This window comes from Comamonas sp. UBA7528, assembly GCF_002479375.1.
Lineage (GTDB): Bacteria > Pseudomonadota > Gammaproteobacteria > Burkholderiales > Burkholderiaceae_C > Comamonas.
Genome location: NZ_DLMU01000010.1, coordinates 192,967 through 217,068 on the forward strand (window position 1 = coordinate 192,967; position 24,102 = coordinate 217,068).

A 24,102-nucleotide genomic window follows, 5' to 3' on the forward strand; every position below is an offset into this window, starting at 1 on the left:
CACTCAGAAGTTATAGCGTGCCGTCACCAGCACATTGCGGGGATCGCCATACACCCCCGTTCCATAGGATCCCAGGCCCGGCATATAGGTCTTGTCGAACAGGTTGTTGACGTTGACCGACATCGACCAGTGCTTGTCCAGCTCATAGCGCGCCATCAGGCCCACCACCGCATACGAAGGCTGGATGGCACGCCAGTACGGTGCGGCAGGCTGCTGGTAATAGGTTTCGCTCTGCCAGGTGACATTGCCGCCCACGGTCCAGCGCGACCAGTCGCCGCGCAGGCGGTAGGTGGTGCCCAGCTTCAGCAGGTGGCGCGGCTGGTTGGTGTTCACCGCAGGCGTCACCACATCCGGCTGTGTCGGCGCCTTGGAAGTGCGGTAGGTATAGCCCCCGAACACATTCCAGCCCGGCACGATGCTGCCGGACAGCTCGGCCTCCAGGCCCTGGCTGGTGATGCCGTCGATGGCGGTGTAGATCTCCTCGCCGGTGCTGCCGTTCACGCCCTCGTACTGCGCCGCATTCTTTTGCTTGATGTGGAACAGTGCCAGGCTGGTGTTGAGCCTGCCGTCCAGCAGCTCGCCCTTCACACCCACCTCTTTGCTCAGCCCCGTCAGCGGCGACAGCGGATTGCCGCCCGCATCCTTGTAGTAGGTCTGCGGGTTGAAGATGTTGGTCACGCTGCCATAGACCGACCAGGTCGGGTTCAGGTCGTACACCAGGCCAGCATAGGGCGTGATCTTGCGGTTCACACGCAGGTCGTTGCCCACGGTGCGATTGCCGGTGGCCAGGACGGTGGTGGTGTCCAGCATGTCGTACCAGCTGGCGCGGGCGCCCAGAATGACCGACAGATCGTCCGTGGGCCGCAGCCGGGTGGCCGCCGACAGGCCTTTTTCCACCACCACGATCTCGCGGTCCGAGGTGCGGGTGAACGCGGGCTGGGCAATATTGCCATCCCAGGCAAAGTAGTTGGGGATGGTGGTCCAGACCGTGTTCGACAGCTGGGCGTCCCGGTGCTGGCGCGAAGTGCCCGCGCCCAGCATCACATCGTGCGTGCGGCCCAGCAGCTGGAACTTGCCGCTCAGCGCGGCATTGAAGGTGTTGGCATCGGTCTGCGTGGGAATGGTGCCTGCGATCATGCGCACGCCCGCGCCCGTAACCGGGTTCACGGTGCCGTTGTAGGCCGCGCCATAGACCACATCGCGCGACTGCGTAAGGTGGCTGGCCGAGGCATCCAGCACCCAGCCGCCACCGAAGTCATGCTTCAGGCTGGCAAACAGGTTGCGGCTGGTGTTGTCCCAGTAGGACCAGCGTGCCGCCGGGTTGCGCGAGCGGCTGAAATCGGTGCGCGAGCCATCGCTGTAGAACAGCGGCAAGTGACCGAAGGTGGAGCCATCGGCCTTGGACTGCATGTAGTCAAAACCCAGGCTCAGCAGGGTGTTGGGCGTGAGATCCGCCTCGACGATGGCGTAGAAGTTGCGCGTATCCCGGCTGTAGTAGTCCACGTTGGACTCGGCATTCTGGCCAGCCACCACGACACGTCCGCGCACCGTCCCGGCGGCGTTGAGCGAGCCTGACACATCGGCGGTTGAACGGTAGCGGTTCCACGAACCGGCTCCCACCTCCACCGACGCGGCGAAGTCCTTGGTGGGCTTTTTGCGCACCAGGTTGACCACGGCCGAGGGGTTGCCCGCCCCGGTCAGCAGGCCGGTGGCACCTTTGACGATCTCCACCCGCTCATAGATGGCGCTGTCGGCCAGCGAGGTGGTGTACTGGTTGGCCGAGTCCATGGTGTTGGGCACACCGTCAAACTGGAAGTTCTCGATGGTGAAGCCGCGCGAGTAGAAGGTGTAGCGCTCGCTGTCGTTGCGGCCCACGGTAATGCCCGGCGTTTTCTCCAGCACATCAGGCATGGCGGTCAACGCCATGTCGTCCATCAGCTGGCGTGTCACCACGCTTACCGACTGCGGCGTCTCGCGCAGCGTCAGGCCCATGCGCGTGGCGGTGGATACCGCCCCGGTAGGGGTATAGGCCTGTTCGGCCACCGGGCCGTTCAGCGCAGCCGCGGTGACGGTCACCGGGGCCAGTGCCTCGGCACCGGCGGCCGGACGGGCTTGTTCCACCCGGCGCAAGGCCCAGCCCCCGTTGCTCTGGCGCACCGCCTGCCAGTCGGTGCCTGCCAGCAGGGCACCCAGGGCGCCGTCCACCGTGTAGCGGCCACGCAGGCCGGGGCTGTTACGGCCTGCGGTCTGCTCAGGGGTGAAGGTGAGCGCCACACCCGCCTGGGCAGCGGCACTGCGCAAGGCCGTATCGAGCGGGCCGGCAGGAATGTCGTAGCTGCGCTGGTCCGCCACCTGGGCATGGACGGCCGTGGCGGCCAGCGGCAGCGCGGCAACGAAGCCTGCGCACAAGGCCCAGTGCACGGCACGGGCGATCACGGTCGGCGCGAGAGAATGGCGCACGGGGCGCGGGAAGGAATGAGGGTGCATGGCGTGAAACAGTCTGTGGAATCCGATGGCAATCAATGAAAGCTCTCAGAAACCAGGACGCCTGGAACGCGCAATCGGGTCACCCTGTGCCGCATTTTTTCAAAAAAAGTCCACAGGGGTTGGTGATGGCGGCGACAGCGGCGAAAGTCCGCCCCCGGGATGCACCGGGAACAGTGACGCGCCCTCCGCAGGCCGCATCACCGCCCGGTCGCGGCCTCCACCACGACCCACCAGCGCGTACGCCAGCGCACCTGCACCGGCAGCGAATTGGGCAGCATGGACAAAATGGCGTCGGCATCGGCCTGCCCATCGACCGCGCCCACAGGGAACACCCCTGAAAAGCGCAGCCCCGCCACTGCGGGGTCAACGCGCAGCCAGCCGCTGCGGTAACGCCCCAGCTCGGCCAGAAAATCGTCCAGCCGCTGGTTGTCCACCCACAGCTGTCCCCGGCTCCAGGCGACCTCGCGTTCCCCGGCTGCCGAAGGGGGCAAGGCCCGCATGCGTTCGAAAGACGTGGCCTGACCGGCATCCAGCCGCAGCGGGAGCGTGCCCGGGGGCGCATCGGCAGCATGGACTTCCACCGCACCCTCCAGCACCGCCACCTGGGTCAAGCCGTCGTGCTGGTGCACGGTAAAGCGGGTGCCCAGCGCCCGGACATGGCCTTCAGCGGTCTCGACCACAAACGGCAGAGCGCCCAGCGCCCCTTGCGGATGCCCGGTGGTGAACAGGGCTTGGCCCTGCAGCAGCCGCACACGGCGCTCGGTGGCCGTGAAATGCAGGGCCACGGCGCTGCGGGTGCCCAGCAACAGGAACGTGCCATCGGGCAGCTGGAACTGCCGGCGCTCGCCCGGGCCGCTGCGGTAGTCGGCCGCGATCTGCTGCCACTGCGGCGTGCGCGCCGCCATCCAGCCGGCGCCGACCGCCGTCCCCACACCGGCAGCCACGCCCAGCAGGCGACGGCGGGCGGCCGACGCAGGCGCGCCGTGCAGCACCCGGTAGCCCAGCCCGCCGGCATTCAAGCCCGGCAGCACACCGGTAATGGACTGCAGGTGCTGCCAGGCCCGTGCATGGTCAGCATGCGCATCGTGCCACCGGCGCCAGCGTGCCTGTTCGGCAGTGGTGAACCCGCCGGCATGCCAGCGCGTGAACCAGTCCGCAGCCGCTTCGGCCACGGCGGCATCGATGGCCACGCCGCCTGCACGCGGCAGTGCCTCGGTACCAGGCGCGGAGGTGCTCAAAGGAGCTGGTGTGCGGGATCGCATGGCAAGCGGGTGTGTGCAGCCGGTCAGGCCAGCGCCAGCAGAAAGCACTGGCGGTGCGCCTGCATCAGATAGCGCTTGACCGAAGTCATCGACACCCCTAGCCGTTCGGCGATGGCGGCGTAGCTCAGCCCCTCCAGGTGCGCCAGCAGAAAGGCCTCGCGGGCCTTGGGGGCCAGGGCGTCCAGCACCTGGTCCACCGCCTGCAGGGATTCGATGGCGATCACGCGTTCCTCCGGGGAAGGCGCCAGGTCTTCGGGCAGCAAGGCCAGCGCATCCAGGTAGGCGCGCTCCAGCACACGGCGGCGGTAATGACCGATGACCAGACGTTTGGCCACCGTGGCCAGGAAAGGCCGCGGCTGTTCGATGCGTGCGGCCATGCCCGAGCTGATGACATTGACAAAGGTGTCGTGCGCAATGTCCGCCGCTTCAAAGGTATTTCCCAGCTTGCCGCGCAGCCATGTCTGCAACCAGCTGTGGTGTTCAACGTACAGGGTGCGGACCGGATCGGCAGGGGGAGAGGGAGAAGCAGTCACGGACGAGAGACCGCAGCCAGGCGGTGGACATGTTGTATTTGAGAATAATTCGCATTCTATACACGACGACCTTCCCCTGCCAGCCACACCCCACACCGGCACACAGGGCATCCCTGCCGTCGGCCCCTGCGCACTGGTCACGCCCGGCTCGCAGCAGACACGGCCATGAAAAAGGAGCGCACAAGGCGCTCCTTTTGGATATCGGGCCGGGGATTTCCCCAACCGGCTCTGCAAGCGCCCAGGGCGCTCATTTTTTATGGGTCAGAACTGCTCGTTGGCACCCAGGTAGCGCCACTGGCCCACCGGCAGATTGCCCAGCACCACCTTGCCGATGCGGATGCGCTTCAGGCCCACCACGTGCAGGCCCACCTGTTCGCACATGCGGCGAATCTGTCGCTTCTTGCCTTCGGTCAGCACAAAACGCAGCTGCTCGGGGTTCTGCCAGTCCACTTGCGCAGGCTGCAGCGGCTCGCCGTCCAGTTCCAGTCCGTGGCGCAGACGGGCCAGTTGGTCGAGCGGGAAGACAGACTGGATGTCCACTTCCCGGTCGCCATAGGTCACGCGCACCAGGTACTCCTTGTCCATGGTCGAGTCCTCGCCAATGATCTGGCGGGCCACGCGGCCATCCTGGGTCAGCACCAGCAGGCCCACGGAATCGATGTCCAGACGGCCGCAAGGCGCCAGGCCCTTGAGCTGGCTGAAATTGAAGTGGGTCTTGCTGGTGTCGTGGTTCCAGCGTGTCTGGGGATTGATCAGCACCACGGCAGGCTCATGGCCGTCTTCGGCTTGGCCGCTGACATAGCCCATGGGCTTGTGCAGCAGGATGGTGACCTGCTGCTCCTGGCGGTCCTGGGCGGCACGGTCGATCTCGATGCGATCGCTGGGCACCACCAACTGGCCCATCACAGCCACCACGCCGTTGACCTTGACCCAGCCGTTTTCCACCCACTCGTCGGCCTCGCGGCGCGAGCACATGCCCAGTTCGGCCATGCGCTTGTTGATGCGGGCGTCGCCGGGACGCGCATCTTCGCGCGGCGCGACGGGCTCGGGACGGATGATCTTCACCGGGGCGGCCTTGCCACCCAACGCCTCGGGCGCACGGTAGGTGCGGATGCCACCGTAGGAACGCTCTTCGCCCGGCTTGGGGCCGGCACGGCGTTCGGCACGGAAATCGTCGCGGGTGCGATGGTCGGGGCGGGCAGCGCGGTCGTCACCCTGGGGGCGGCGCTCGCGGTCGCCGCGCTCCGGACGGTCGCCACGGGGAGCGAAGCCTTCACGGCCTCCGCCCTGCCCGTCGCGCGGGGCGTAGGGACGGCTGGGGCGGTCCGAGCGTTCGACACGCTCACCGCCGCGGTCACCACGGTCACCACGGTCACCACGGGGGGCGTAACCTTCACGGTCGCCACGGAAACCTTCGCTGCGCTCACCGCGGGGCTGGTACGGACGGTCCGGACGGCCAAAGCCGCCTTCGCCACGGCTGTCACGGCCACCGCCTTGCCCGTCGCGCGGGGCGTAGGGGCGGCTGGGGCGGTCCGAGCGTTCGAAACGCTCACCGCCACGGTCACCCCGGGGCGCATGGCCCTCGCGGTCGCCGCGGAAACCTTCGCTGCGCTCGCCACGCGGCTGATAGGGGCGGTCCGGGCGGCCAAAGCCGCCTTCACCACGGTTGTCGCGGCCGCCGCCTTGCCCGTCACGCAGGGCATAGGGGCGGCTGGGTCGGTCGTTGCGCTCGAAACGGTCGCCATGGTCTGCACGGGGCGCGTGGCCCTCGCGGTCGCCACGGAAGCCTTCGCTGCGCTCGCCGCGCGGCTGGTAGGGTCGGTCCGGGCGGCCAAAACCGCCTTCGCCACGGCTGTCGCGGCCACCACCTTGCCCGTCACGCGGGGCATAGGGGCGGCTGGGTCGGTCCGAACGCTCGAAACGGTCACCACGGTCACCGCCGCGATCCCCCCGGTCACCGCGGGGCGCATAGCCCTCGCGGTCGCCACGGAAACCTTCGCTGCGCTCTCCGCGCGGCTGGTAGGGACGGTCCGGGCGGCCAAAGCCGCCTTCGCCACGGCTGTCGCGGCCGCCACCCTGCCCGTCACGCGGGGCGTAGGGACGGCTGGGGCGGTCGGTACGTTCAAAACGGTCGCCACGGTCTGCACGGGGCGCATAGCCCTCGCGGTCGCCACGGCTGTCATCCCGACGGGGACGGTCGTCACGGCGGCCGGCACCGCCACGGGGCGCACCGGAGTCTTTGCCGCCGGCACGGGGACCGGGCTTGCGGGCAGCGGGCGCCGCGGCAGGCGCGGCGGCAGGGGCTTTCACGCGCAGCGTGGCCCGGGATGCGGAATGGTCCGCATCGTTGGATTTGGGTGGTGTCGAGGACATGGGGGCGCTATTGTCGCGCCACTGCCGATTCCCCGCCGTTCGACTGGCTCTTGTGCACCTCGGCAGCACGGGGCTTTGCCGCGCAGCCGGGCTCGAACACCCGGCTGCGCAGGCCCGTCAGGTCCAGCACCCGCAGCCCGCCGTACTCTACCTGGATCACGCCTTCGGCCTCCAGCGCCGCCAGCGCCTCGTTGACACGCTGGCGCGACAGGCCCACCAGATAGGCCAGTTCCTGCTGGGTGATGCGCAGCACCACCCCCACGCCCGGGTACAGCACAGGGTTGAACAGCGCGGCCAGACTGCGCGCCACCCGCACCTCGGGGTTGTTCAGGCGATCGATCTCCCGCGCCGCAATGAACTGACCCAGCCGCTCGTTGAGCTGGTTCATCACAAAGCGGTTGAAACCGATGGAGTGGTCCAGCAGCCAGTGGAAGGTGTCCACGGGCAGGCCCGCCACCACGCTTTTGCGCAGGGCCTGGATGTTGTACCGGTAGGGTTCGCGCTTGAGGGCCGTGCCTTCGCCGAACCAGCCACCGGGGGGGACGCCGGTGAACGTCATGGTCATGCCTTGTGCGTTGTCGGCGCTCATCTTCAGCAGGCCTTCGACCAGGCCGAACCAGTAGGTGACCGGGCGACCGACGGCGCAGATCAGCTCGCCGGCCTCTGCCTCGCCCACCTGCAGATCGGCAATGGCCCGCTCGCGCTCGGGCGACTGGAGCAGGCGCAACCAGGGGATCTCGTCCAGTTCATGGGGCAAGGGGGGGCGGCGGCGTTGGTGGAGGGACGGTGGCGAACTCATGGCTGCAAGCATCTCCCGATCTGTGCTTACAAAAATATTGGGTTTTCCCCAGGCTTGTAAGCAGGCTTTGCCCCATGGCAGACAAATGTGCAAAAGCAGCCTTCCGGGCGACAAATTTACGCCCCTGGCCCAGACTCTGTGACGTGGCGCAAGGCGGTATGCCTGCACTTCAGCGATCGTCCGACAGACGGCGCGTGTTTTCCCGATAAGGAGTTTCCCCCGGAAAGTCGTTGCAAAGACAACCCGGCGTCAAACCGCTTCCTACCATCGCTGCAACACCACCACTCCATGGGGCTTGCGCCCGGTGGAACGGCCTGAAACCAGCATCCTGTGAGGACCCGGAATGAGCAACACATTCCCGCATCTGCTCCTGAAGCACGCCGCCGAGCGCCCCGACGCGCCCGCCCTGCGTGAGAAAGAGTACGGCATCTGGCAAACCTGGACCTGGGGCGAAGTCGCTCGCGATGTGCGCGCCCTGGCCTGCGGTCTGGCCGACCTGGGCCTGGCCAAGGGCCAGAACCTGGCGTTCATCAGCGACAACCGCCCCCACCTGTACATGGGCTTTGTGGCCGTGCAAAGCATCGGCGGCGTCCCCATTCCGCTCTACCAGGACGCGGTCGCCCAGGAAATGTCCTTCGTCATGCAGGATGCGGAAGTGGCATTCGCCTTTGCCGAGAACCAGGAACAGGTGGACAAGCTGCTGGAAGTGCGCGAGACCGTACCCAGCATCCGCCACATCATCTATGACGACCCCCGCGGTCTGCGCAAGTACGACCAGCCCGGCCTGATCAGCACCGCACAGCTGATGGAGCGGGGCCGCGCCTGGGACCAGGCCCATCCCGGGGTCTGGGACAGCATGGTGCAGCAGGTGAAGGCCTCCGACGTCTCGGTGATCCTCTACACCTCGGGCACCACCGGCAAACCCAAGGGCGTGTGCCAGACGCACAGCAGCTTCATCGGCTCGGCCCGCGGCGCGGTGGAAGTCGACGGTCTGAACCCTGCGGACAATGTGATGTCCTACCTGCCTCCGGCCTGGGTGGGCGACCACCTGTTCTCGCTGGCGCAGTGGATGGTGGCGGGCTTCACCATCAACTGCCCGGAGTCCGGCAGCACGGTGAATATCGACCTGCGCGAGGTGGGCCCCACCTATTACTTTGCCCCGCCCCGGGTGTTCGAAGGCATGCTGACCTCGGTCTCCATCCGCATGGAAGATGCTGCCAAGAGCAAGCAGTGGCTGTATGAAAAATGCATGCAGCTGGCCAAGCGGGTGGGCGCCGACATCCTGGACGGCAAGCCCGTGAGCGCGCTGGACCGCATCAAGTACAAGCTGGGCGATCTGCTGATCTACGGGCCGCTGCGCAATGTGATGGGCCTGTCGCGCATCCGCGTGGCGTACACGGCCGGCGCGGCCATCGGGCCGGACCTGTTCCGCTTCTTCCGCTCCATCGGCATCAACCTCAAGCAGCTGTATGGCCAGACCGAGACCTGCGCCTATGTCTGCATCCAGAAGAACGGCCATGTCAAGCTGAACACCGTCGGCCAGGCCGCTCCCGGCATCGAGCTGAAGATCGCCGACAACGGCGAGGTGCTGGTCAAGGGCGTGTCGGTGCTCAAGGAGTACTACAAGCGCCCCGATGCCACCGCCGAGGTGATCGATGACAACGGCTACTTCCACACCGGCGACGCCGGCGTGCTGGATGCCGACGGCCACCTGCGCATCATCGACCGCGCCAAGGATGTGGGCAAGATGAACAGCGGTGCCATGTTTGCGCCCAACTACATCGAGAACAAGCTCAAGTTCTTCTCGCACATCAAGGAAGCCGTGTGCTTCGGCAATGCCCGCGACGAAGTCTGTGCCTTCATCAACATCGACTACGAGGCCGTGGGCAACTGGGCCGAGCGCCAGAACATCCCCTACGGCGGCTATGTGGACCTCGCTTCCAAGCCCAAGGTGCTGGAGCTGGTGGCCGAATGCCTGGGCCAGGTCAATGCCGATCTGGCCACCGAGCCCGGCATGGCCGACACCCAGATCGCGCGCTTCCTGGTGCTGCACAAGGAGCTGGACCCGGACGATGACGAACTGACCCGCACCCGCAAGGTCCGCCGCAACTTCATCGCCGACAAATACGGCGTGCTGGTGGATGCGCTGTATGGCGGCAAGAAGGAGCAGTTCATCGAGACCCTGGTCAAGTTCGAGGACGGGCGCACCGGCAGCGTCAGCGCCACGCTCCAGATCCTGGATGTCAAGACCTACCCGGCCGCACGCGCCGCCGCCTGACCCGCAACGAGGCAAGCAGCCATGACAGACAAAAAGATCGGCGATGTCATCCTGGACATCCAAAACATCAGCCTGCGCTTCGGTGGCGTGAAGGCCCTGACGGACATCTCGTTCAACGTGCGCGAGCACGAGATCCGCTCCATCATCGGCCCCAACGGCGCCGGCAAGAGCTCCATGCTCAACTGCATCAACGGCGTCTACACCCCGTCGGAAGGCTCCATCACCTTCCGGGGCCAGAAGTTCGACCACATGAACAGCCGCCAGGTCGCCGAAATGGGCGTGGCCCGCACCTTCCAGAACCTGGCACTGTTCAAGGGCATGAGCGTGATCGACAACATCATGACCGGCCGCAACCTGAAGATCAAAAGCAATCTGCTGATGCAGGCGCTGCGCATCGGCCCGGCCGAGAAGGAAGAAATCGCCCACCGCGAATTCGTCGAACACATCATCGACTTCCTGGAAATCCAGGCCTACCGCAAGACACCGGTGGGCCAGCTTCCCTACGGCCTGCAAAAGCGCGTGGACCTGGGACGCGCCCTGGCCATGGAGCCGCAGGTGCTGCTGCTGGACGAGCCCATGGCCGGCATGAACGTGGAAGAGAAGCAGGACATGTGCCGCTTCATCCTGGACGTGAACGACGAGTTCGGTACCACCATCGTTCTGATCGAGCACGACATGGGGGTGGTGATGGACATCTCCGACCGCGTGGTGGTGCTGGACTACGGCAAGAAGATCGGTGACGGCGCCCCCGACGAAGTGCGCAGCAACGAAGACGTGATCCGTGCCTATCTGGGCACCAGCCACTGACACCACGGAACACGGGAGACCCGCAATGGCATTCTTTCTGGAAACCCTGTTTGGCGGCCTGATGGCCGGCATGCTCTACGCCCTGGTGGCACTCGGCTTCGTGCTGATCTTCAAGGCCTCGGGCGTCTTCAACTTCGCCCAGGGCGCGATGGTGCTGTTCGCCGCGCTGGCGATGGCGCGCTTTGCGGAATGGATTCCGCAGTGGACCGGCATCGAGAACAAGATCGTCTCCAACGTCGCCGCCTTCATCATCGCCGCCGCGATCATGTTCGTCTGCGCCTGGGTCATCGAACGCCTGGTACTGCGCCACCTGGTGAACCAGGATGCCGCCACCCTGCTGATGGCGACGCTGGGCATCACCTACTTCATGGAAGGGGTGGGCCAGACGCTGTTTGGCAGCGAGATCTACAAAATCGACATCGGCATGCCGAAGGACCCGGTGTTCCTGCTGGATTCGGTGTTCGACGGCGGCGTGATGGTCAACCAGGAAGACGTGATCGCTGCCGTGATCGCCGCCTGTCTGGTGGCTGCCCTGTCGGTCTTTTTCCAGAAAACCAGCACCGGCCGGGCCCTGCGCGCCGTGGCCGACGACCACCAGGCCGCCCAGTCCATCGGCATTCCGCTGAACCGCATCTGGGTGATCGTGTGGTGTGTGGCCGGCATCGTGGCCCTGGTGGCCGGGATGATCTGGGGCTCCAAGCTGGGAGTGCAGTTCACGCTGACCACGGTGGCGCTGCGTGCGCTGCCCGTGGTCATCCTGGGCGGCCTGACCTCGGTCCCCGGCGCCATCATCGGCGGCCTGATCATCGGCGTGGGCGAAAAGCTGTCCGAGGTCTACCTGGGCCCCTATGTGGGCGGCGGTATCGAAATCTGGTTTGCCTATGTGCTGGCCCTGGTGTTCCTGCTGTTCCGTCCGCAGGGATTGTTCGGCGAGAAGATCATCGACCGCGTCTGACCGGTCCATCCCAAGAACAATTAGGAGACACACATGTTCTATCGTGAGAACGGTCAGTTCAAGACCAGCTACCGGGCGGACCAGCAGATCTTCACCATCCGCCAGGACAAGGTGGCGATTCTGCTGCTGATCGCCGCAGCCTTCCTGGTGGTGCCGATGTTTGCATCGGACTACTTCTACCGCGCCATCCTGATTCCCCTGGTCATCATGTCGCTGGCCGCACTGGGCGTGAACATCCTGGTGGGCTACTGCGGCCAGATCTCGCTGGGATCGGGCGCCTTCATGGCCGTGGGTGCCTACGGCGCCTACAACTTCATCGTACGCATTCCCGGCATGCCGCTGATTCCGGCGCTGATCCTGGGCGGCCTGTGCGCGACCTTCTTCGGCATCCTGTTCGGCCTGCCCAGCCTGCGGGTCAAGGGCCTGTACCTGGCCGTGGCCACGCTGGCGGCGCAGTTCTTCAGCGACTGGATGTTCCTGCGCATCAAGTGGTTCACCAACGATTCGCCATCGGGTTCGGTGTCGGTGAGCAATCTGCAGGTGTTCGGCATGCCCATCGAATCGGCCACCTCCAAGTACATCTTCTGCCTGGCGGTGCTGGTGGTGATCGCGCTGCTGGCCAAGAACCTGGTGCGCGGCGCCATCGGGCGCGAATGGATGGCTATTCGCGACATGGACGTGGCCGCCAGCGTGATCGGCATCCGCCCCATGTACGCCAAGCTCAGCGCCTTTGCCGTCAGCTCCTTCATCATCGGCGTGGCCGGCGCGCTGTGGGCCTTTGTGCACCTGGGTGCCTGGGAGCCTGCGGCCTTCTCGGTGGACGTGTCCTTCAAGCTGCTGTTCATGGTGATCATCGGCGGCCTGGGCTCCATCATGGGCAGCTTCTTCGGTGCGGCCTTCATCGTGGTGCTGCCCATCTTCCTGAGCCTGCTGCTGCCCGCCGTGGCCGGTCTGCTCGGCTTCGAAATCTCCACGGCCGGTGTGTCGCATGCGGAATTCATCATCTTCGGCGGCCTGATCGTGTGGTTCCTGATCGTGGAACCCCATGGTCTGGCCAAGCTGTGGTCGATTGGCAAGCAAAAGATGCGTGTCTGGCCTTTCCCGCATTGATGCGGATTGAGTTTGCAAGGTGTGTGTGCGCGCACAGCGCGCTTTCGGTGACGTTAGATCGATTCCAATCAAGGAGACAAACCATGAAGTTCACCCGTCTGGCCCTGGCGGCCACCCTGGTTGCAGCAGGCGCCGGTTTTGCCGGCAGCGCATCGGCCCAGGCCAATGAGCAGTTCATCCCCCTGCTGTCCTACCGCACCGGCGCCTACGCCCCCAACGGCATTCCATGGGCCAACGGCAAGCAGGACTACCTGAAGCTGATCAACGAGCGCGATGGCGGCATCAATGGCGTGAAGCTCACCTACGAAGAATGCGAAACCGGCTACGCCACCGACCGCGGCGTGGAATGCTACGAACGCCTGAAGAGCAAGCCCAATGTCGCGGCCTTCGACCCCCAGGCCACCGGCATCACTTTTGCGCTGACCGAAAAAGCGCCCGTGGACAAGATCCCGCTGATCACGCTGGGCTACGGTCTGTCCATCGCCAAGGACGGCAATGCCTTCCAGTGGAACTTCCCCTTCATGGGCAGCTACTGGACCGGCGCCGACATCCTGATCCAGCATATCGGCAAGAAGGCCGGCGGACTGGATAAGCTCAAGGGCAAGAAGATCGCGCTGATCTACCACGACAGCCCCTTCGGCAAGGAACCCATCCCCGTGCTGCAGCAGCGCGCCAAGATGCATGGTTTCGAGCTGCAGCTGCTGCCCGTGACCGCCCCGGGCGTGGAACAGAAGGCCACCTGGCTGCAACTGCGCCAGAGCCGTCCGGACTATGCCCTGCTGTGGGGCTGGGGCGTGATGAACTCCACCGCGCTGAAGGAAGCCCAGGCCACCGGTTTCCCGCGTGACAAGCTGTATGGCGTGTGGTGGGCCGGTGCCGAACCCGATGTCCGCGACGTGGGCGAAGGCGCCAAGGGCTACCAGACCCTGGCTCTGAACGGCTACGGCCAAGGCACCAAGGTGGCCCAGGACGTGCTCAAGCATGTGCACGACAAGAAGGCCGGCACCGGCCCGCGCGACGAAGTCGGCTCCGTGCTCTACACCCGCGGCATGATCATTTCCATGCTGACGGTGGAAGCCATCCGCACGGCACAGGAGAAGTTCGGCAAGGGCAAGCCCATGACCGGCGAGCAGGTGCGCTGGGGTTATGAGAACCTGAACCTGACCGAAGCCCGCCTGAAGGAACTGGGCTTTGACCAGGTGATGCGCCCGCTGAAGACCAGTTGCGCCGACCACATGGGTTCCACCTCGGCCCGCATCCACACCTGGGACGGCAAGAAGTGGAACATGGGCTCCGACTGGTACCAGTCCGACGACGCAGTGATCGAGCCGCTGATCAAGGAACAGGGCGACAAGTACCTGGCCGAGAAGAAGCACACCCGCCGCGCCGCGGCTGACTGCAAGTAAGGGCATCCGGCCCGGCATGTGGCCCCGTGCTGCATGCCGCTGCCGCCCGCGCTTGCGCACCGGCACTGCCCGCCTCCGCACGGCAGTGCCCAGCCGACAGTCCTGCACGCTCCACACATTCCGGCGGCATGCAGGCCTGCCGATTGGTTGAAAGGCACGCACATGGAACCCAAGAACATCGTCCTCAATGTCAACGGCATTGAAGTCATCTACAACCACGTCATCCTGGTGCTCAAAGGCGTCTCGCTGCAGCTGCCGGAAAAGGGCATCGTCGCCCTGCTCGGCGGCAACGGCGCAGGCAAGACCACCACGCTGCGGGCGATCTCCAACCTGCTCAAGGGGGAACGTGGCGAGGTCACCAAGGGCTCCATCGAGCTGCGTGGCGAACAGATCCAGAACCTGTCGCCCGCCGATCTGGTCCAGCGCGGTGTGGTGCAGGTGATGGAAGGCCGCCACTGCTTTGCCCACCTGACAATCGAAGAAAACCTGATGACGGGCAGCTACACCCGCACCGACAAGGGCGAGATCGCGGCCAACCTGGAGAAGGTCTACAACTACTTCCCGCGCCTCAAGACGCGCCGCACCAGCCAGGCGGCCTACACCTCGGGAGGGGAGCAGCAAATGTGCGCCATTGGCCGCGCCATCATGAGCAACCCCAACATCGTGCTGCTGGATGAGCCCTCCATGGGCCTGGCGCCGCAGATCGTGGAAGAGGTGTTCAACATCGTCAAGGACCTGAACACCAAGGAAGGCACAACCTTCCTGCTGGCCGAACAGAACACCAACATGGCGCTGAAGTACGCCGACTACGGCTACATCATGGAAAGCGGCCGCATCGTCATGGACGGCTCGGCCAGCGACCTGGCCAGCAACGAAGACGTCAAGGAGTTCTACCTGGGCGTGGGCGGCGACCAGCGCAAGAGCTTCAAGGACGCCAAGAGCTACAAGCGCCGCAAGCGCTGGCTGGCCTGATCCGCAGCGGTGCCTGGCACCGCGGCTGCATCCACCGCTGCTACCGCGCCTGCTGTCGGCGGTAGAGCCTGTTTTTTTCTGAAAACTTCTTTCCGCATGCAGGAGCCCTGACATGAGTTCGTTCTACGACGCCCTGGAAACCCGCAGCCCCGCCGAGCGCGAGGCCGATCTGCTGGCCCGGCTGCCCACGCAGATTGCCCAGGCCCAGCAGCATTCCCCGGCCTTTGCGCAGATCCTGGCCGGCGTGGATGCCAGCCGCATCACCAGCCGCACAGCGCTGGCCCAGCTGCCCGTGACCCGCAAGTACGAGCTGCTGCAGCGGCAACGCGACCACCTCGCCCACAGCCCTTTCGGCGGCTTTGCCACGCACGGCTTCGGTCGGCAGATGCCCCGCGTGTTCAGCAGCCCCGGCCCCATCTATGAGCCCGAAGGTACGCGTGGCGACTACTGGCGCATGGCCCGCGCCATCTACGCGGCGGGCTTTCGCCCCGGTGAGCTGATCCACAACTGCTTCTCCTACCACTTCGTGCCCGCCGGCTCGATGATGGAGACCGGTGCCCATGCCCTGGGCTGCACCGTCTTCCCCGGCGGTACCGGCCAGACCGAGCAGCAGGTGCAGGCCATGGCCGAGCTGCGTCCGGCCGGCTACATCGGCACGCCCAGCTTTCTGAAGATCATCCTGGAAAAAGCTGCCGAACAGGCGGTGCCGCTGCCCACGCTGACCAAGGCCCTGGTCAGCGGCGAGGCCTTCCCGCCCTCGCTGCGCGACTGGCTGGCCGAGCGGGGTGTGGCCGCCTACCAGGCCTATGCCACGGCCGATCTGGGGCTGATCGCCTATGAAACCAGCGCCCGCGAAGGCCTGGTGCTGGACGAAGGGGTGATCGTGGAAATCGTGCGCCCCGGCACCGGCGACCCGGTGGCCGAAGGCGAAGTGGGCGAGCTGGTGATCACCACGCTGAACACCGATTACCCGCTGATCCGCTTCGGCACGGGCGACCTGTCGGCCGTGCTGCCCGGCCACTGCCCCACCGGCCGCACCGCCACCCGCATCAAGGGCTGGCTGGGCCGTGCCGACCAGACCACCAAGGTGCGCGGCATGTTCGTGCACCCCGCCCAGGTGGCCGAGGTGGCCAAGCGCTTCCCGCAGATTCTGAAAGCGCGCCTGGTGGTCAGCGGCGAGATGGCCAACGACCAGATGGCGCTGCAGGTGGAGACCACCGAAACCGCCGAAGGCCTGGCCCGGCTGATTGGCGACGCCATCCGTGACGTAACCAAGCTGCGCGGCGATGTGCAGCTGCTGCCGCCCGGCAGCCTGCCCAATGACGGCAAAGTGATCGAGGACGCGCGCAGCTACCGCTGAGCCCCAGTCCGCCCGGCAGCATGGAAACCGCCCGCAGGCGGGCTCCATGCTGTTTTTTTATGCCTATCCCTGGCCCCCAAGGCCATACAGGCCGTGCTCTGCCCCCAATCCGTGCGCCGCGACGGCCACCGCGCAATGCCCCAGATCAACACCCGGCCACCGCTGACGCAAATGCGACAGTTGTTGACAACTTGCTGACGCACGGTGGTGCTCCCCCCTGGTTTCTTCCAATTTCTTGACTTCAAAAAAAGGAGCATCCAAGGCTTGCACCGCAATGTGTAACGGCTTGTAGTTCTTCAAACTGGGCCCCCAACCGCTCGGGTTAGTACTAGGCCGATTACGGCAGATGTTAGACACCATGGCGCCCTTGTTTTCGTAGGAGTTGAGTCAATGAAAAACACCATCCGTCTGGCCACTTTGGCCGTTGCCGCCGCTGCCGCTTGCGGTGCCCACGCCCAAGCCTTCCCTGCCGCTGGCAAGAACATCACCATCGTGGTGCCCTTTGCGGCCGGTGGCCCGACCGACCGTGTCGCCCGCGATCTGGCCGAAGCCCTGCGCAAGCCCCTGGGTGGCGCCACGGTGGTGATCGAGAACGCTGCCGGCGCCGGCAGCACCATCGGCGCCGCCAAGGTGGCCCGTGCCCAGCCCGATGGCTACACCCTGCTGCTGAACCACATCGGCATGGCCACCATCCCCTCGCTGTACCGCAAGCTGTCGTTCAACGTGCTCAACGACTTCGAGTACCTGGGTATCGTCAACGACGTGCCCATGACCGTGGTGGGTCGTCCCACGCTGGAAGCCTCCAACTACGCCGAACTGAGCAAGTGGATCAATGCCAACAAGGAAAAGGTCAATCTGGGCCACTCCGGTCTGGGTTCGGCAGGCCACCTGTGCGGCCTGATGTTCCAGAGCGCCGTGAACGTGCAGATGACCACCGTGGCCTACAAGGGCGCGGCGCCTGCCATCACCGACCTGATGGGCGGCACCATCGACCTGATGTGCGACCAGACGACCAACACCAGCTCGCAGATCGAAGCCAAGAAGGTCAAGGGCTACGCCGTCACCACCAAGGAACGCCTGAAGACCCCGGCTCTGAAGCACCTGCCCACCCTGAACGAATCGGGTGTGAAGGGCTTCAACGTCACCGTCTGGCACGGTCTGTACGCTCCCAAGGGCACGCCTGAGGCGGTCATGGCCCAGATCAACACGGCGCTGAAGGCCGCCCTGAAGGACCCCACCTTCATCCAGAAGCAAGAAGGCCTGGGAGCCATCGTGGCGACCGACAACCGCGTGGAGCGTACCGGCCACAAGGAATTCGTGAAGTCGGAAATCGACGCCTGGGGCAAGGTCATCAAGGCCGCCGGCCAGTTCGCAGACTGAGCCGGGCCTAGCAGGCCTGCCTTCGCAGGCTTGTGACCCCTTCCCCCATAAAAAACGGTGCCTCTGGCACCGTTTTTTATGGCCTGCGCATACGGGTGCACAGGCGGGGCAGACCCGGATCAACGCTCCCAGGTCACATCCTTGCCCTCCTGGGCACTGGCACGGAACATGTCCACCAGCGGCTTGACACGCTGTCGCAGGCTGACGGCCCCCAGCTCATCACTGAGCTTGGCCAGGGCTTCGCCGGCCTTGGGGTTGCCGTTCTGAACCTCTTCCTCCAGGGCCTTGCGGCGTTTTTCATCTTCCACCACCGCAGTTTCCAGTGCGGTGATGGCGCCGGGGATCTGTTCCACGGTCACGATGCCTGGCTCGCCGGGCGTCTTGCCCAGGACCAGCAGAATCTGTTTGCCGGGGGCATCCAGCATGGTGAGGTCGGCGGTTGCGCGGGATTTGAATTTATAGGCCATGGTGCTTGCTCCTTTTATCGGTACATATAGTCTCGCTGGAAAGGGTAAGCCGATTGTGCGCCAGGCAGCTTGCCTTGACGCAAATCACCATCCGGATGGATGACCAGCATCTGGTACAGAGCCATCCAGCCACGCTCGAACCCCATGGCGCACCCCGCCAGATACAGGCGGTAGGCACGCAAGGCCTTGTCCGCACGCTCGGGCGCCACCTGCTGCTGCAGGATCTGCGCGGCCTGCGCCAGCTGCGCTTCGAGCGCGTCCGACCAGGACCAGAGCGTGCGCGCATAGTGCGGCCGCAGGTTTTCGGTGTCCACCATCTCCAGGCCGCTGCCGGCCATGTCGTGCAGCACGGTGCTCACATGCAGCAGCTCCCCGCCGGGAAAGATGTAGCGGCTGATGAACTCGCCCATGCCGGCGCCCAGTTCGTGGTTGTCCACCCCGCCGGCCGTGATCCCGTGGATCAGGGCCATGCCGCCGGGCCGCAGCAGTTTTTTCACGGTCTGGAAATACTCCGGCATGTTGGCCCGGCCCACATGCTCGAACATGCCCACCGACGCCACCTTGTCGAACGGGTCCGCAGCGGACTTCTGGCGGTAATCGCACAGCTCCACGTGCACCCGGCCCTGCAGGCCTTTCTGCGCAATCAGCTGCTGCACATGGTTGTACTGGTTGCGCGACAGCGTGATGCCATGCGCCTCCACCCCGTAATGCTCGGCAGCCCACAGCAGCAGCCCGCCCCAGCCCGCGCCGATGTCCAGAAAGCGCTCGCCCGGCTGCAGCTGCAGCTTGCGGCAGATATGGTCCAGCTTGGCCTCCTGGGCCTGGGCCAGCGTCATCCCGGGTTCGCGGTAGTAGGCGCAGGAATAGACCCGGCGCGGGTCCAGCCACAGCGCGTAGAAGTCATCCGACAGGTCGTAGTGGAACTCGATCTGCTGTGCATCCCGCACCAGCGTGTGCATGGCCATGGAGCGCATCTTGCCGACCGCACTGGTCCAGCGCCCGGGCTGCGGCTTGAGGGGGTCCTCCCCGTCCAGCAGGCCGGCTGCTGCATCCATCACGTCGCGCATGGTGCCCTCCACGTCGACCTGGCCTTCCACGATCGCCGTGCCCAGCGAACCGATCTGCCCATCGGTCAGGAACGGCAGGGCCAGGGCCGAGCGCACCCGCAGGCGCACGGGAGCATCTTCCGGTCCGATCCACTGCCCGGCAGGCAGCTGTACAAGGACAGGGGTGGAGAGTGAGGCCAGACGCGCCTCCAGCTGGGAGAGCATGACTTTCATGGCGCTCCATTCTTCGCACGCCTTGCAGTGCGTCAATGGCAAATGTCCGACCCGGCCGTGCTGCGCAGGCGCACATTTCCGGGCGCGCAGCCTTGGCGGGTGCGGGCGCAGCACAGGCCGCACCCATTCTGCAGTTTATGCAGTTTTAAGCAACTTTTTGTAAGCGTACAAGGTTTGGGGTGCCACAGACTGCAACACCTGTTCGTAGCTGCTCTTGTGGCGGGCCATCAGCCGCACCGACGCCACGGTGCGCGACTTGCAGAACCAGTGGCAGGTGTGCTGCATCAGCATCAGCTCGGCCGTCATGGTGAAGGCGCGTTCCTTGCGCTGCTGCGGCGTCATGCTCTCGTCGCCACAGGCGGCGCGGATGGCCTGGGCGTGCAGTTGCAGCGCCTCGCGCATGTCAAAGGACGCCGCCGGCACAATGCGGTCGAAATAGGGCAAGGCCAGCGGCAGGGTGCTGACCCGGGCCCGGTTGTCCGGCACCTGGGCAAAATCGTCGGCAAAGCGCTGGAACTGGCCCACCAGCTTCTCTTCGTTCTGCGCCAGGACGGCCCAGACCTGGGCCTGGCGCTGCGGATCCTGCTCTCCGGCGGCACGCAGATAGCCGTCCATCAAGGTGCCCAGCAGCTTCTCAATCTGCGTGCCGCCCAGAAACGAGGCCAGCAGCAAAACCCGCTGCCTTTGCTCCTGCACCTTGAGCAGGTACAAAGCTACCGAAACCACCAAAAACAGCGTGAACCAATCCATCAGAGTGCGCCATACGCAAAGCAACAAAGCTGAGAGTGTAGTCAGCCCGGACCGACCCTGCCGCACGATGCCCTGGCGGCGCAGTGGCGCCAGCCTGGCTGCGGCACTGCTGCTGACAGGCTGTGCCGCCCAGAGCCCGCTGGGCTACTACTGGCAGGCAGCGGCCGGCCAGGTGCGGATGCTGGCCGCTGCCCGCCCGGTGGCCGAGGCCGCGCAAGACCCGCAGTTGCCCGATGCCCTGCGCCAGCGCCTGCTGCGCACACAGCAGATCCGCAGCTTTGCCAGCCAGCAACTGGCCCTGCCCGACAATGCCAGCTACCGCCGCTACGCCGATCTGGGCCGCAACAGCGCGGTGTGGAACGTGGTGGCCGCACCCGTCGATGCGCTGGAACTGCACCGCTGGTGCTACCCGGTGCTGGGCTGCGTGGGCTACCGCGGCTACTTTGCCGAAGCCGATGCCCAGCAACACGCCGCCCGGCTGCGCCAGCAGGGGCTGGAAGTGCATGTCTATGGCGTGCCCGCCTATTCCACGCTGGGCTGGTTCAACTGGCTGGGCGGGGATCCGCTGCTGAACACCTTCATCCGCTGGAGCGAGCCCGAGCTGGCCGGACTGGTCTTCCACGAGCTGGCCCACCAGCTGCTGTATGTGCAGAACGACACGGCCTTCAACGAATCCTTCGCCACCGCCGTGCAGCGCCTGGGCACGCAGCAGTGGCTGACCACGCAGGCCTCTCCGGCGCTCCAGGCCGCCTTTGCGGCGGCCGAACTGCGCCGCCAGGAGTGGCGCGAACTGACGCGCAGCACCCGTGCCGCCCTGGCGGAACTCTATGCCGAACACGCCCGCTCCCCCTGGTCGGCCGGCACACTTGCGGCACGCAAGCAGGCGGTGCTGGCGGACTTTCACCAACGCTACGCCCGGCTGCGTGCGGGCTGGCAACAGGAATGGCAGGCCGTGCTGGCCCAGCGCGCCGCTGCGGCACCGGCCGTGACCACGCCCACCGATCCCTGGGCACTGACCGATGCCTGGGTGGCCCAGGCCAACAATGCCAGCTTTGCCGCACTGGGCGCCTACGAAGACTGGGTGCCGGCCTTCGTATCCATGCACCAGCAGGCCGGCGGGGATTGGCCGCGCTTTTATGATGCCGTGCGCGCGCTTGCCCGGCTGCCGGCGGCGCAACGCCAGGCGGCGCTGTGCGCCGCGCTTCCCCCCACTTCACCGCATCCCGACTGTGTCCGACATCCAGATTGACCGCACCCACACCCTGGGCCTGCCCACCGCCCGCCAGCACGCCCGTCTGTGGGCCGACAAGGCCCAGGCCAAGTTCGGCGTGGAATGCCGCTACGAGGAAGGGGCCGAGCACGATGTGCTGCATTTCAGCGGCAACGGCATTGACGGCCAGCTGCAGGTGAGCGCCGATGCGCTGCAGCTGCGCGCCTCGCTGGGCTTTCTGGCCGCCATGTTCAAGGACCAGATCGAAGCCAAGCTCCGCGCCCAGTTCGACGACATGGCCGCCGCGGCCTGAGCGATGCCGGGGCCACTGCCGCCGTGCCGCCATACCACGCGGCGGCTGGCCGGACACCCGCACCATGGCCTGCACCGCAGGCCCTTTCAACGCCGCAGGGGCTCTGGGGTCATCCAGGCTTGCCGGTCCTCGCTGCCCGCATGCAGTGAGGCCTGGGTCACCGATGCCGGTGCAGCCACCCGCACACCACCCCGCCGCCCCCCCTTGTGGCGGCCATAAAAAAAGCGGCCCGGGCGGGCCGCCTACCTTGAAGCTGTGTGTGCGGTGCAGAAACGCAGAGGCTCAGCGCAGCGATTCGATCAGATCGATGTACTGCTGCTTGGCATCGTCCAGCGAAGTGTCCTTGAGCTTTTCCCAGGCATCCCACTTGGCGCGGCCCACCATGTCGGAGAAGCTGGGCTTCTTGGCCTCGTTGTCGCCTTCGGTGGCCTGCTTGTACAGCGCGTAGATCTTCAGCAGCGTGGCGTTGTCGGGACGCTCGCTCAGGGTCTTGGAATTGGCAACGGCGGCTTCGAACGTGGCGTTCAGATCGGACATGGAAGGCATCTCCTCGCGGGTCATGGAATACCTGCAGTGTAGCGACAAACTGGCTTAAAAAGCACGATCGTTCGCATCCAGCATATCCGGCTTTACCCTAGGAGGCATACGCCGCCGCCCCGCAGGGCCGCCCACCGCCAGGGCGGATGGGCAGCCTGCGCCTGCGGGCAACGCAAGCGCTCAGCGTGTGGGCTGCTCCAGCCACTGCTGGGCCAGCAGCACCCAGAACGCCGCACCGCGCGGGATCAGCGCATCGTTGAAGTCGTAGCTGGGGTTGTGCAGGGTGCACGGGCCGCCGCCATGGCCCAGGGCGCGGTGGTCGCCGTCGCCATTGGCAATGAAGCAGTAGGCGCCGGGCTTTTCCAGCAGCATGAAGGCAAAGTCCTCCGCGCCCATGGAAGGCTCCTGGGGCAGGGCATTGGCCTCGCCCACCACCTGGGCCATGACACGGCGGGCGAAGTCGGCCTCGGGTGCGGTGTTGATGGTCGGCGGGTAGTTGCGCACAAACTCGAACGTGCACTGCACGCCATGGGCAGCGCAGGTGCCGCGCACCACCTCTTCCATGCGGCGCTCGATCAGGTCCAGCACCTCCAGCGTGAAAGTGCGCACCGTGCCCTGCAGTTCCACGCTGTCGGGCACCACATTGGTGGCCTCGCCGGCGTGCACCATGGTGACCGACACCACGCCCGCCTCGATGGGCTTGACGTTGCGGCTGACGATGGTCTGCAGCGCGGTGATGATCTGCGCCGCCACCGGCACCGGGTCCAGCACCATGTGCGGCATGGCGGCATGCCCGCCCTTGCCGCGCACCACGATCTTGAATTCATTGCTGGACGCCATGGCCGGGCCGGGGCCCACCGCCATCGTGCCTTCGCGCATGCCGGGCCAGTTGTGCATGCCGAACACGGCCTGCATCGGGAACTGGGTGAACAGCCCGTCCTTGACCATCTCGCGCGCGCCGCCACCGCCCTCTTCGGCCGGCTGGAAGATCAGGTACACCGTGCCGTCCAGGCTGTCGCGGTGGGCTGCCAGGTATTGGGCCGCCGCCAGCAGCATGGCGGTGTGGCCGTCATGGCCGCAGGCGTGCATCTTGCCGGCATGCTGGCTGGCGTGGGCAAAGGTGTTGAACTCCTGCATGGGCAGGGCATCCATGTCGGCGCGCAGGCCAATCGCCTTGCCGTTGGTGCCTCCGTCCTTGCCGTGCAGGATGCCAACCACCCCGGTCGTGCCCAGGCCGCGGTGCACGGGAATGCCCCACTCCGTCAGCGTGGCCGCCACCACATCGGCGGTACGCACTTCTTCGAAGCACAGCTCGGGGTGGGCGTGGAGGTCACGGCGGATGGCGGTGATCTGGGGGGCCTGGTCGGCCAGGAATGCGGTCAGGGACATACAGCGGTCTTTCCAAAAATCCAGGGCGGGCAGCACTGGCACACAGCCAGGGCCTGCCACCCGCACAGCGGGCAGGGCCTGCGACAAAAAGCATAGCAGCACCCATTCACCCTGCGCGCGCTGCGTGCATATTTCATGCCATCGTGCACCGTGCAACCGTCAGCGCACGCCGTAGCGGTACGCGAAATAGGCCGCCGCCAGCACGCCCAGCAGCGCCAGAATGCGCATGGCCTTGCCCATGGTCTCGCTCCCCTGCGGAGGAACAGCCTCCGCTGCTGCACAGTATCACCCTCTTCCGACCCGGCCGGTGCCCATGCCTGCACCGATGGCCCTGCACCATCGATGGCGAGCACCGGCGGATCGCAGCCCAGGCCGAAACCAAGGGCCGGGACCTGCTGCCGGCAGCCGGCCACGACGGGAACCGCCGAGCACCG

20 protein-coding genes are annotated in these 24,102 nt (G+C 65.9%); 10 read left to right on the forward strand and 10 right to left on the reverse strand.

Translation table 11 applies throughout. The annotated features are described in order from the left end of the window. Positions 1-3 precede the first annotated feature (3 nt). From B3349_RS13885 to B3349_RS13905, 5 genes are all read right to left on the reverse strand, one after another. Positions 4-2,460, reverse strand: a complete 2,457-nt coding sequence (locus B3349_RS13885) for a TonB-dependent siderophore receptor (RefSeq protein WP_291589500.1) — start codon at positions 2,458-2,460, stop codon at positions 4-6. A 224-nt stretch (positions 2,461-2,684) separates the two neighbouring features. Further along, the gene (locus tag B3349_RS13890; RefSeq protein ID WP_349682191.1) at positions 2,685-3,725 is read right to left on the reverse strand and encodes a FecR domain-containing protein; all 1,041 of its coding nucleotides are present in this window, start codon (positions 3,723-3,725) and stop codon (positions 2,685-2,687) included. Positions 3,726-3,772: 47 nt separating this feature from the next. Then, complete coding sequence (locus B3349_RS13895) at positions 3,773-4,282, reverse strand: sigma-70 family RNA polymerase sigma factor (protein ID WP_066541166.1); 510 nt, start codon at positions 4,280-4,282, stop codon at positions 3,773-3,775. Between the two features lie 261 nt (positions 4,283-4,543). Beyond that, positions 4,544-6,655, reverse strand: a complete 2,112-nt coding sequence (locus B3349_RS13900) for a pseudouridine synthase (protein WP_291589506.1) — start codon at positions 6,653-6,655, stop codon at positions 4,544-4,546. A gap of 7 nt (positions 6,656-6,662) precedes the next feature. Beyond that, complete coding sequence (locus B3349_RS13905) at positions 6,663-7,454, reverse strand: Crp/Fnr family transcriptional regulator (protein WP_291589508.1); 792 nt, start codon at positions 7,452-7,454, stop codon at positions 6,663-6,665. Positions 7,455-7,797: 343 nt separating this feature from the next. Between B3349_RS13905 and B3349_RS13910 the strand changes: the two genes are divergently transcribed. From B3349_RS13910 to B3349_RS13945, 8 genes are all read left to right on the forward strand, one after another. Then, entirely contained in the window at positions 7,798-9,732 is a 1,935-nt protein-coding gene (locus B3349_RS13910) for an AMP-dependent synthetase/ligase (RefSeq protein WP_291589510.1), read from the forward strand. Between the two features lie 21 nt (positions 9,733-9,753). Further along, on the forward strand, positions 9,754-10,539 hold the full coding sequence (locus tag B3349_RS13915) for an ABC transporter ATP-binding protein (RefSeq protein WP_291589512.1): 786 nt from the start codon (positions 9,754-9,756) through the stop codon (positions 10,537-10,539). 25 nt (positions 10,540-10,564) lie between these two features. Continuing rightward, positions 10,565-11,494 (forward strand): branched-chain amino acid ABC transporter permease, encoded by a 930-nt coding sequence (locus B3349_RS13920; RefSeq protein ID WP_066541174.1) that lies wholly within the window; start codon positions 10,565-10,567, stop codon positions 11,492-11,494. A 33-nt stretch (positions 11,495-11,527) separates the two neighbouring features. Continuing rightward, a complete protein-coding gene (locus tag B3349_RS13925; RefSeq protein ID WP_291589514.1) occupies positions 11,528-12,604 on the forward strand; it encodes a branched-chain amino acid ABC transporter permease in 1,077 nt (358 codons plus the stop codon). Between the two features lie 83 nt (positions 12,605-12,687). Next, entirely contained in the window at positions 12,688-14,010 is a 1,323-nt protein-coding gene (locus B3349_RS13930; RefSeq protein ID WP_291589517.1) for an ABC transporter substrate-binding protein, read from the forward strand. A 162-nt stretch (positions 14,011-14,172) separates the two neighbouring features. Further along, positions 14,173-14,982, forward strand: coding sequence for an ABC transporter ATP-binding protein (locus B3349_RS13935; RefSeq protein WP_291589518.1), 810 nt, complete (start codon positions 14,173-14,175; stop codon positions 14,980-14,982). A 112-nt stretch (positions 14,983-15,094) separates the two neighbouring features. Then, entirely contained in the window at positions 15,095-16,342 is a 1,248-nt protein-coding gene (locus B3349_RS13940) for a phenylacetate--CoA ligase family protein (protein WP_291589520.1), read from the forward strand. Positions 16,343-16,732: 390 nt separating this feature from the next. Then, positions 16,733-17,722, forward strand: a complete 990-nt coding sequence (locus tag B3349_RS13945) for a tripartite tricarboxylate transporter substrate-binding protein (protein WP_291589521.1) — start codon at positions 16,733-16,735, stop codon at positions 17,720-17,722. Between the two features lie 119 nt (positions 17,723-17,841). Here B3349_RS13945 and B3349_RS13950 read toward each other — a convergent pair whose 3' ends face one another. From B3349_RS13950 to B3349_RS13960, 3 genes are all read right to left on the reverse strand, one after another. After that, entirely contained in the window at positions 17,842-18,189 is a 348-nt protein-coding gene (locus tag B3349_RS13950; protein WP_291589524.1) for a DUF1840 domain-containing protein, read from the reverse strand. 14 nt (positions 18,190-18,203) lie between these two features. Further along, a complete protein-coding gene (locus tag B3349_RS13955; protein ID WP_291589527.1) occupies positions 18,204-19,469 on the reverse strand; it encodes a class I SAM-dependent methyltransferase in 1,266 nt (421 codons plus the stop codon). Positions 19,470-19,604: 135 nt separating this feature from the next. Beyond that, a complete protein-coding gene (locus B3349_RS13960; protein WP_066541189.1) occupies positions 19,605-20,219 on the reverse strand; it encodes a hypothetical protein in 615 nt (204 codons plus the stop codon). A gap of 67 nt (positions 20,220-20,286) precedes the next feature. On the opposite strand from B3349_RS13960, the gene B3349_RS13965 reads away from it, so the two are divergent. After that, positions 20,287-21,468 carry an aminopeptidase gene (locus B3349_RS13965; RefSeq protein ID WP_291589531.1) on the forward strand — a complete coding sequence of 394 codons (1,182 nt, stop codon included), beginning with the start codon at positions 20,287-20,289 and terminating at the stop codon, positions 21,466-21,468. Beyond that, positions 21,449-21,742: a polyhydroxyalkanoic acid system family protein gene (locus B3349_RS13970; protein ID WP_291589533.1), complete on the forward strand. Its 294-nt coding sequence runs from the start codon at positions 21,449-21,451 to the stop codon at positions 21,740-21,742. The genes B3349_RS13965 and B3349_RS13970 overlap by 20 nt, the downstream gene beginning before the upstream one ends. Before the next feature lie 282 nt (positions 21,743-22,024). On the opposite strand, the gene B3349_RS13975 is transcribed toward B3349_RS13970, so the two are convergent. Both B3349_RS13975 and B3349_RS13980 read right to left on the reverse strand, forming a co-directional pair. Then, the gene (locus tag B3349_RS13975; protein ID WP_066541566.1) at positions 22,025-22,279 is read right to left on the reverse strand and encodes an acyl-CoA-binding protein; all 255 of its coding nucleotides are present in this window, start codon (positions 22,277-22,279) and stop codon (positions 22,025-22,027) included. Between the two features lie 180 nt (positions 22,280-22,459). Further along, positions 22,460-23,668 (reverse strand): M20 aminoacylase family protein, encoded by a 1,209-nt coding sequence (locus B3349_RS13980; RefSeq protein WP_291589536.1) that lies wholly within the window; start codon positions 23,666-23,668, stop codon positions 22,460-22,462. Positions 23,669-24,102 lie beyond the last annotated feature (434 nt).

Excerpts from the sequence above, each read along its gene's own strand:
- B3349_RS13900 (WP_291589506.1), bottom strand. The coding sequence starts at position 6,655 with ATGTCCTCGACACCACCCAAATCCAACGATGCGGACCATTCCGCATCC.
- B3349_RS13905 (WP_291589508.1), bottom strand. The coding sequence starts at position 7,454 with ATGAGTTCGCCACCGTCCCTCCACCAACGCCGCCGCCCCCCCTTGCCC.
- B3349_RS13910 (WP_291589510.1), top strand. The coding sequence starts at position 7,798 with ATGAGCAACACATTCCCGCATCTGCTCCTGAAGCACGCCGCCGAGCGC.
- B3349_RS13915 (WP_291589512.1), top strand. The coding sequence starts at position 9,754 with ATGACAGACAAAAAGATCGGCGATGTCATCCTGGACATCCAAAACATC.
- B3349_RS13920 (WP_066541174.1), top strand. The coding sequence starts at position 10,565 with ATGGCATTCTTTCTGGAAACCCTGTTTGGCGGCCTGATGGCCGGCATG.
- B3349_RS13925 (WP_291589514.1), top strand. The coding sequence starts at position 11,528 with ATGTTCTATCGTGAGAACGGTCAGTTCAAGACCAGCTACCGGGCGGAC.
- B3349_RS13930 (WP_291589517.1), top strand. The coding sequence starts at position 12,688 with ATGAAGTTCACCCGTCTGGCCCTGGCGGCCACCCTGGTTGCAGCAGGC.
- B3349_RS13935 (WP_291589518.1), top strand. The coding sequence starts at position 14,173 with ATGGAACCCAAGAACATCGTCCTCAATGTCAACGGCATTGAAGTCATC.
- B3349_RS13940 (WP_291589520.1), top strand. The coding sequence starts at position 15,095 with ATGAGTTCGTTCTACGACGCCCTGGAAACCCGCAGCCCCGCCGAGCGC.
- B3349_RS13945 (WP_291589521.1), top strand. The coding sequence starts at position 16,733 with ATGAAAAACACCATCCGTCTGGCCACTTTGGCCGTTGCCGCCGCTGCC.
- B3349_RS13950 (WP_291589524.1), bottom strand. The coding sequence starts at position 18,189 with ATGGCCTATAAATTCAAATCCCGCGCAACCGCCGACCTCACCATGCTG.
- B3349_RS13955 (WP_291589527.1), bottom strand. The coding sequence starts at position 19,469 with ATGAAAGTCATGCTCTCCCAGCTGGAGGCGCGTCTGGCCTCACTCTCC.
- B3349_RS13960 (WP_066541189.1), bottom strand. The coding sequence starts at position 20,219 with ATGGATTGGTTCACGCTGTTTTTGGTGGTTTCGGTAGCTTTGTACCTG.
- B3349_RS13965 (WP_291589531.1), top strand. The coding sequence starts at position 20,287 with ATGCCCTGGCGGCGCAGTGGCGCCAGCCTGGCTGCGGCACTGCTGCTG.
- B3349_RS13975 (WP_066541566.1), bottom strand. The coding sequence starts at position 22,279 with ATGTCCGATCTGAACGCCACGTTCGAAGCCGCCGTTGCCAATTCCAAG.
- B3349_RS13980 (WP_291589536.1), bottom strand. The coding sequence starts at position 23,668 with ATGTCCCTGACCGCATTCCTGGCCGACCAGGCCCCCCAGATCACCGCC.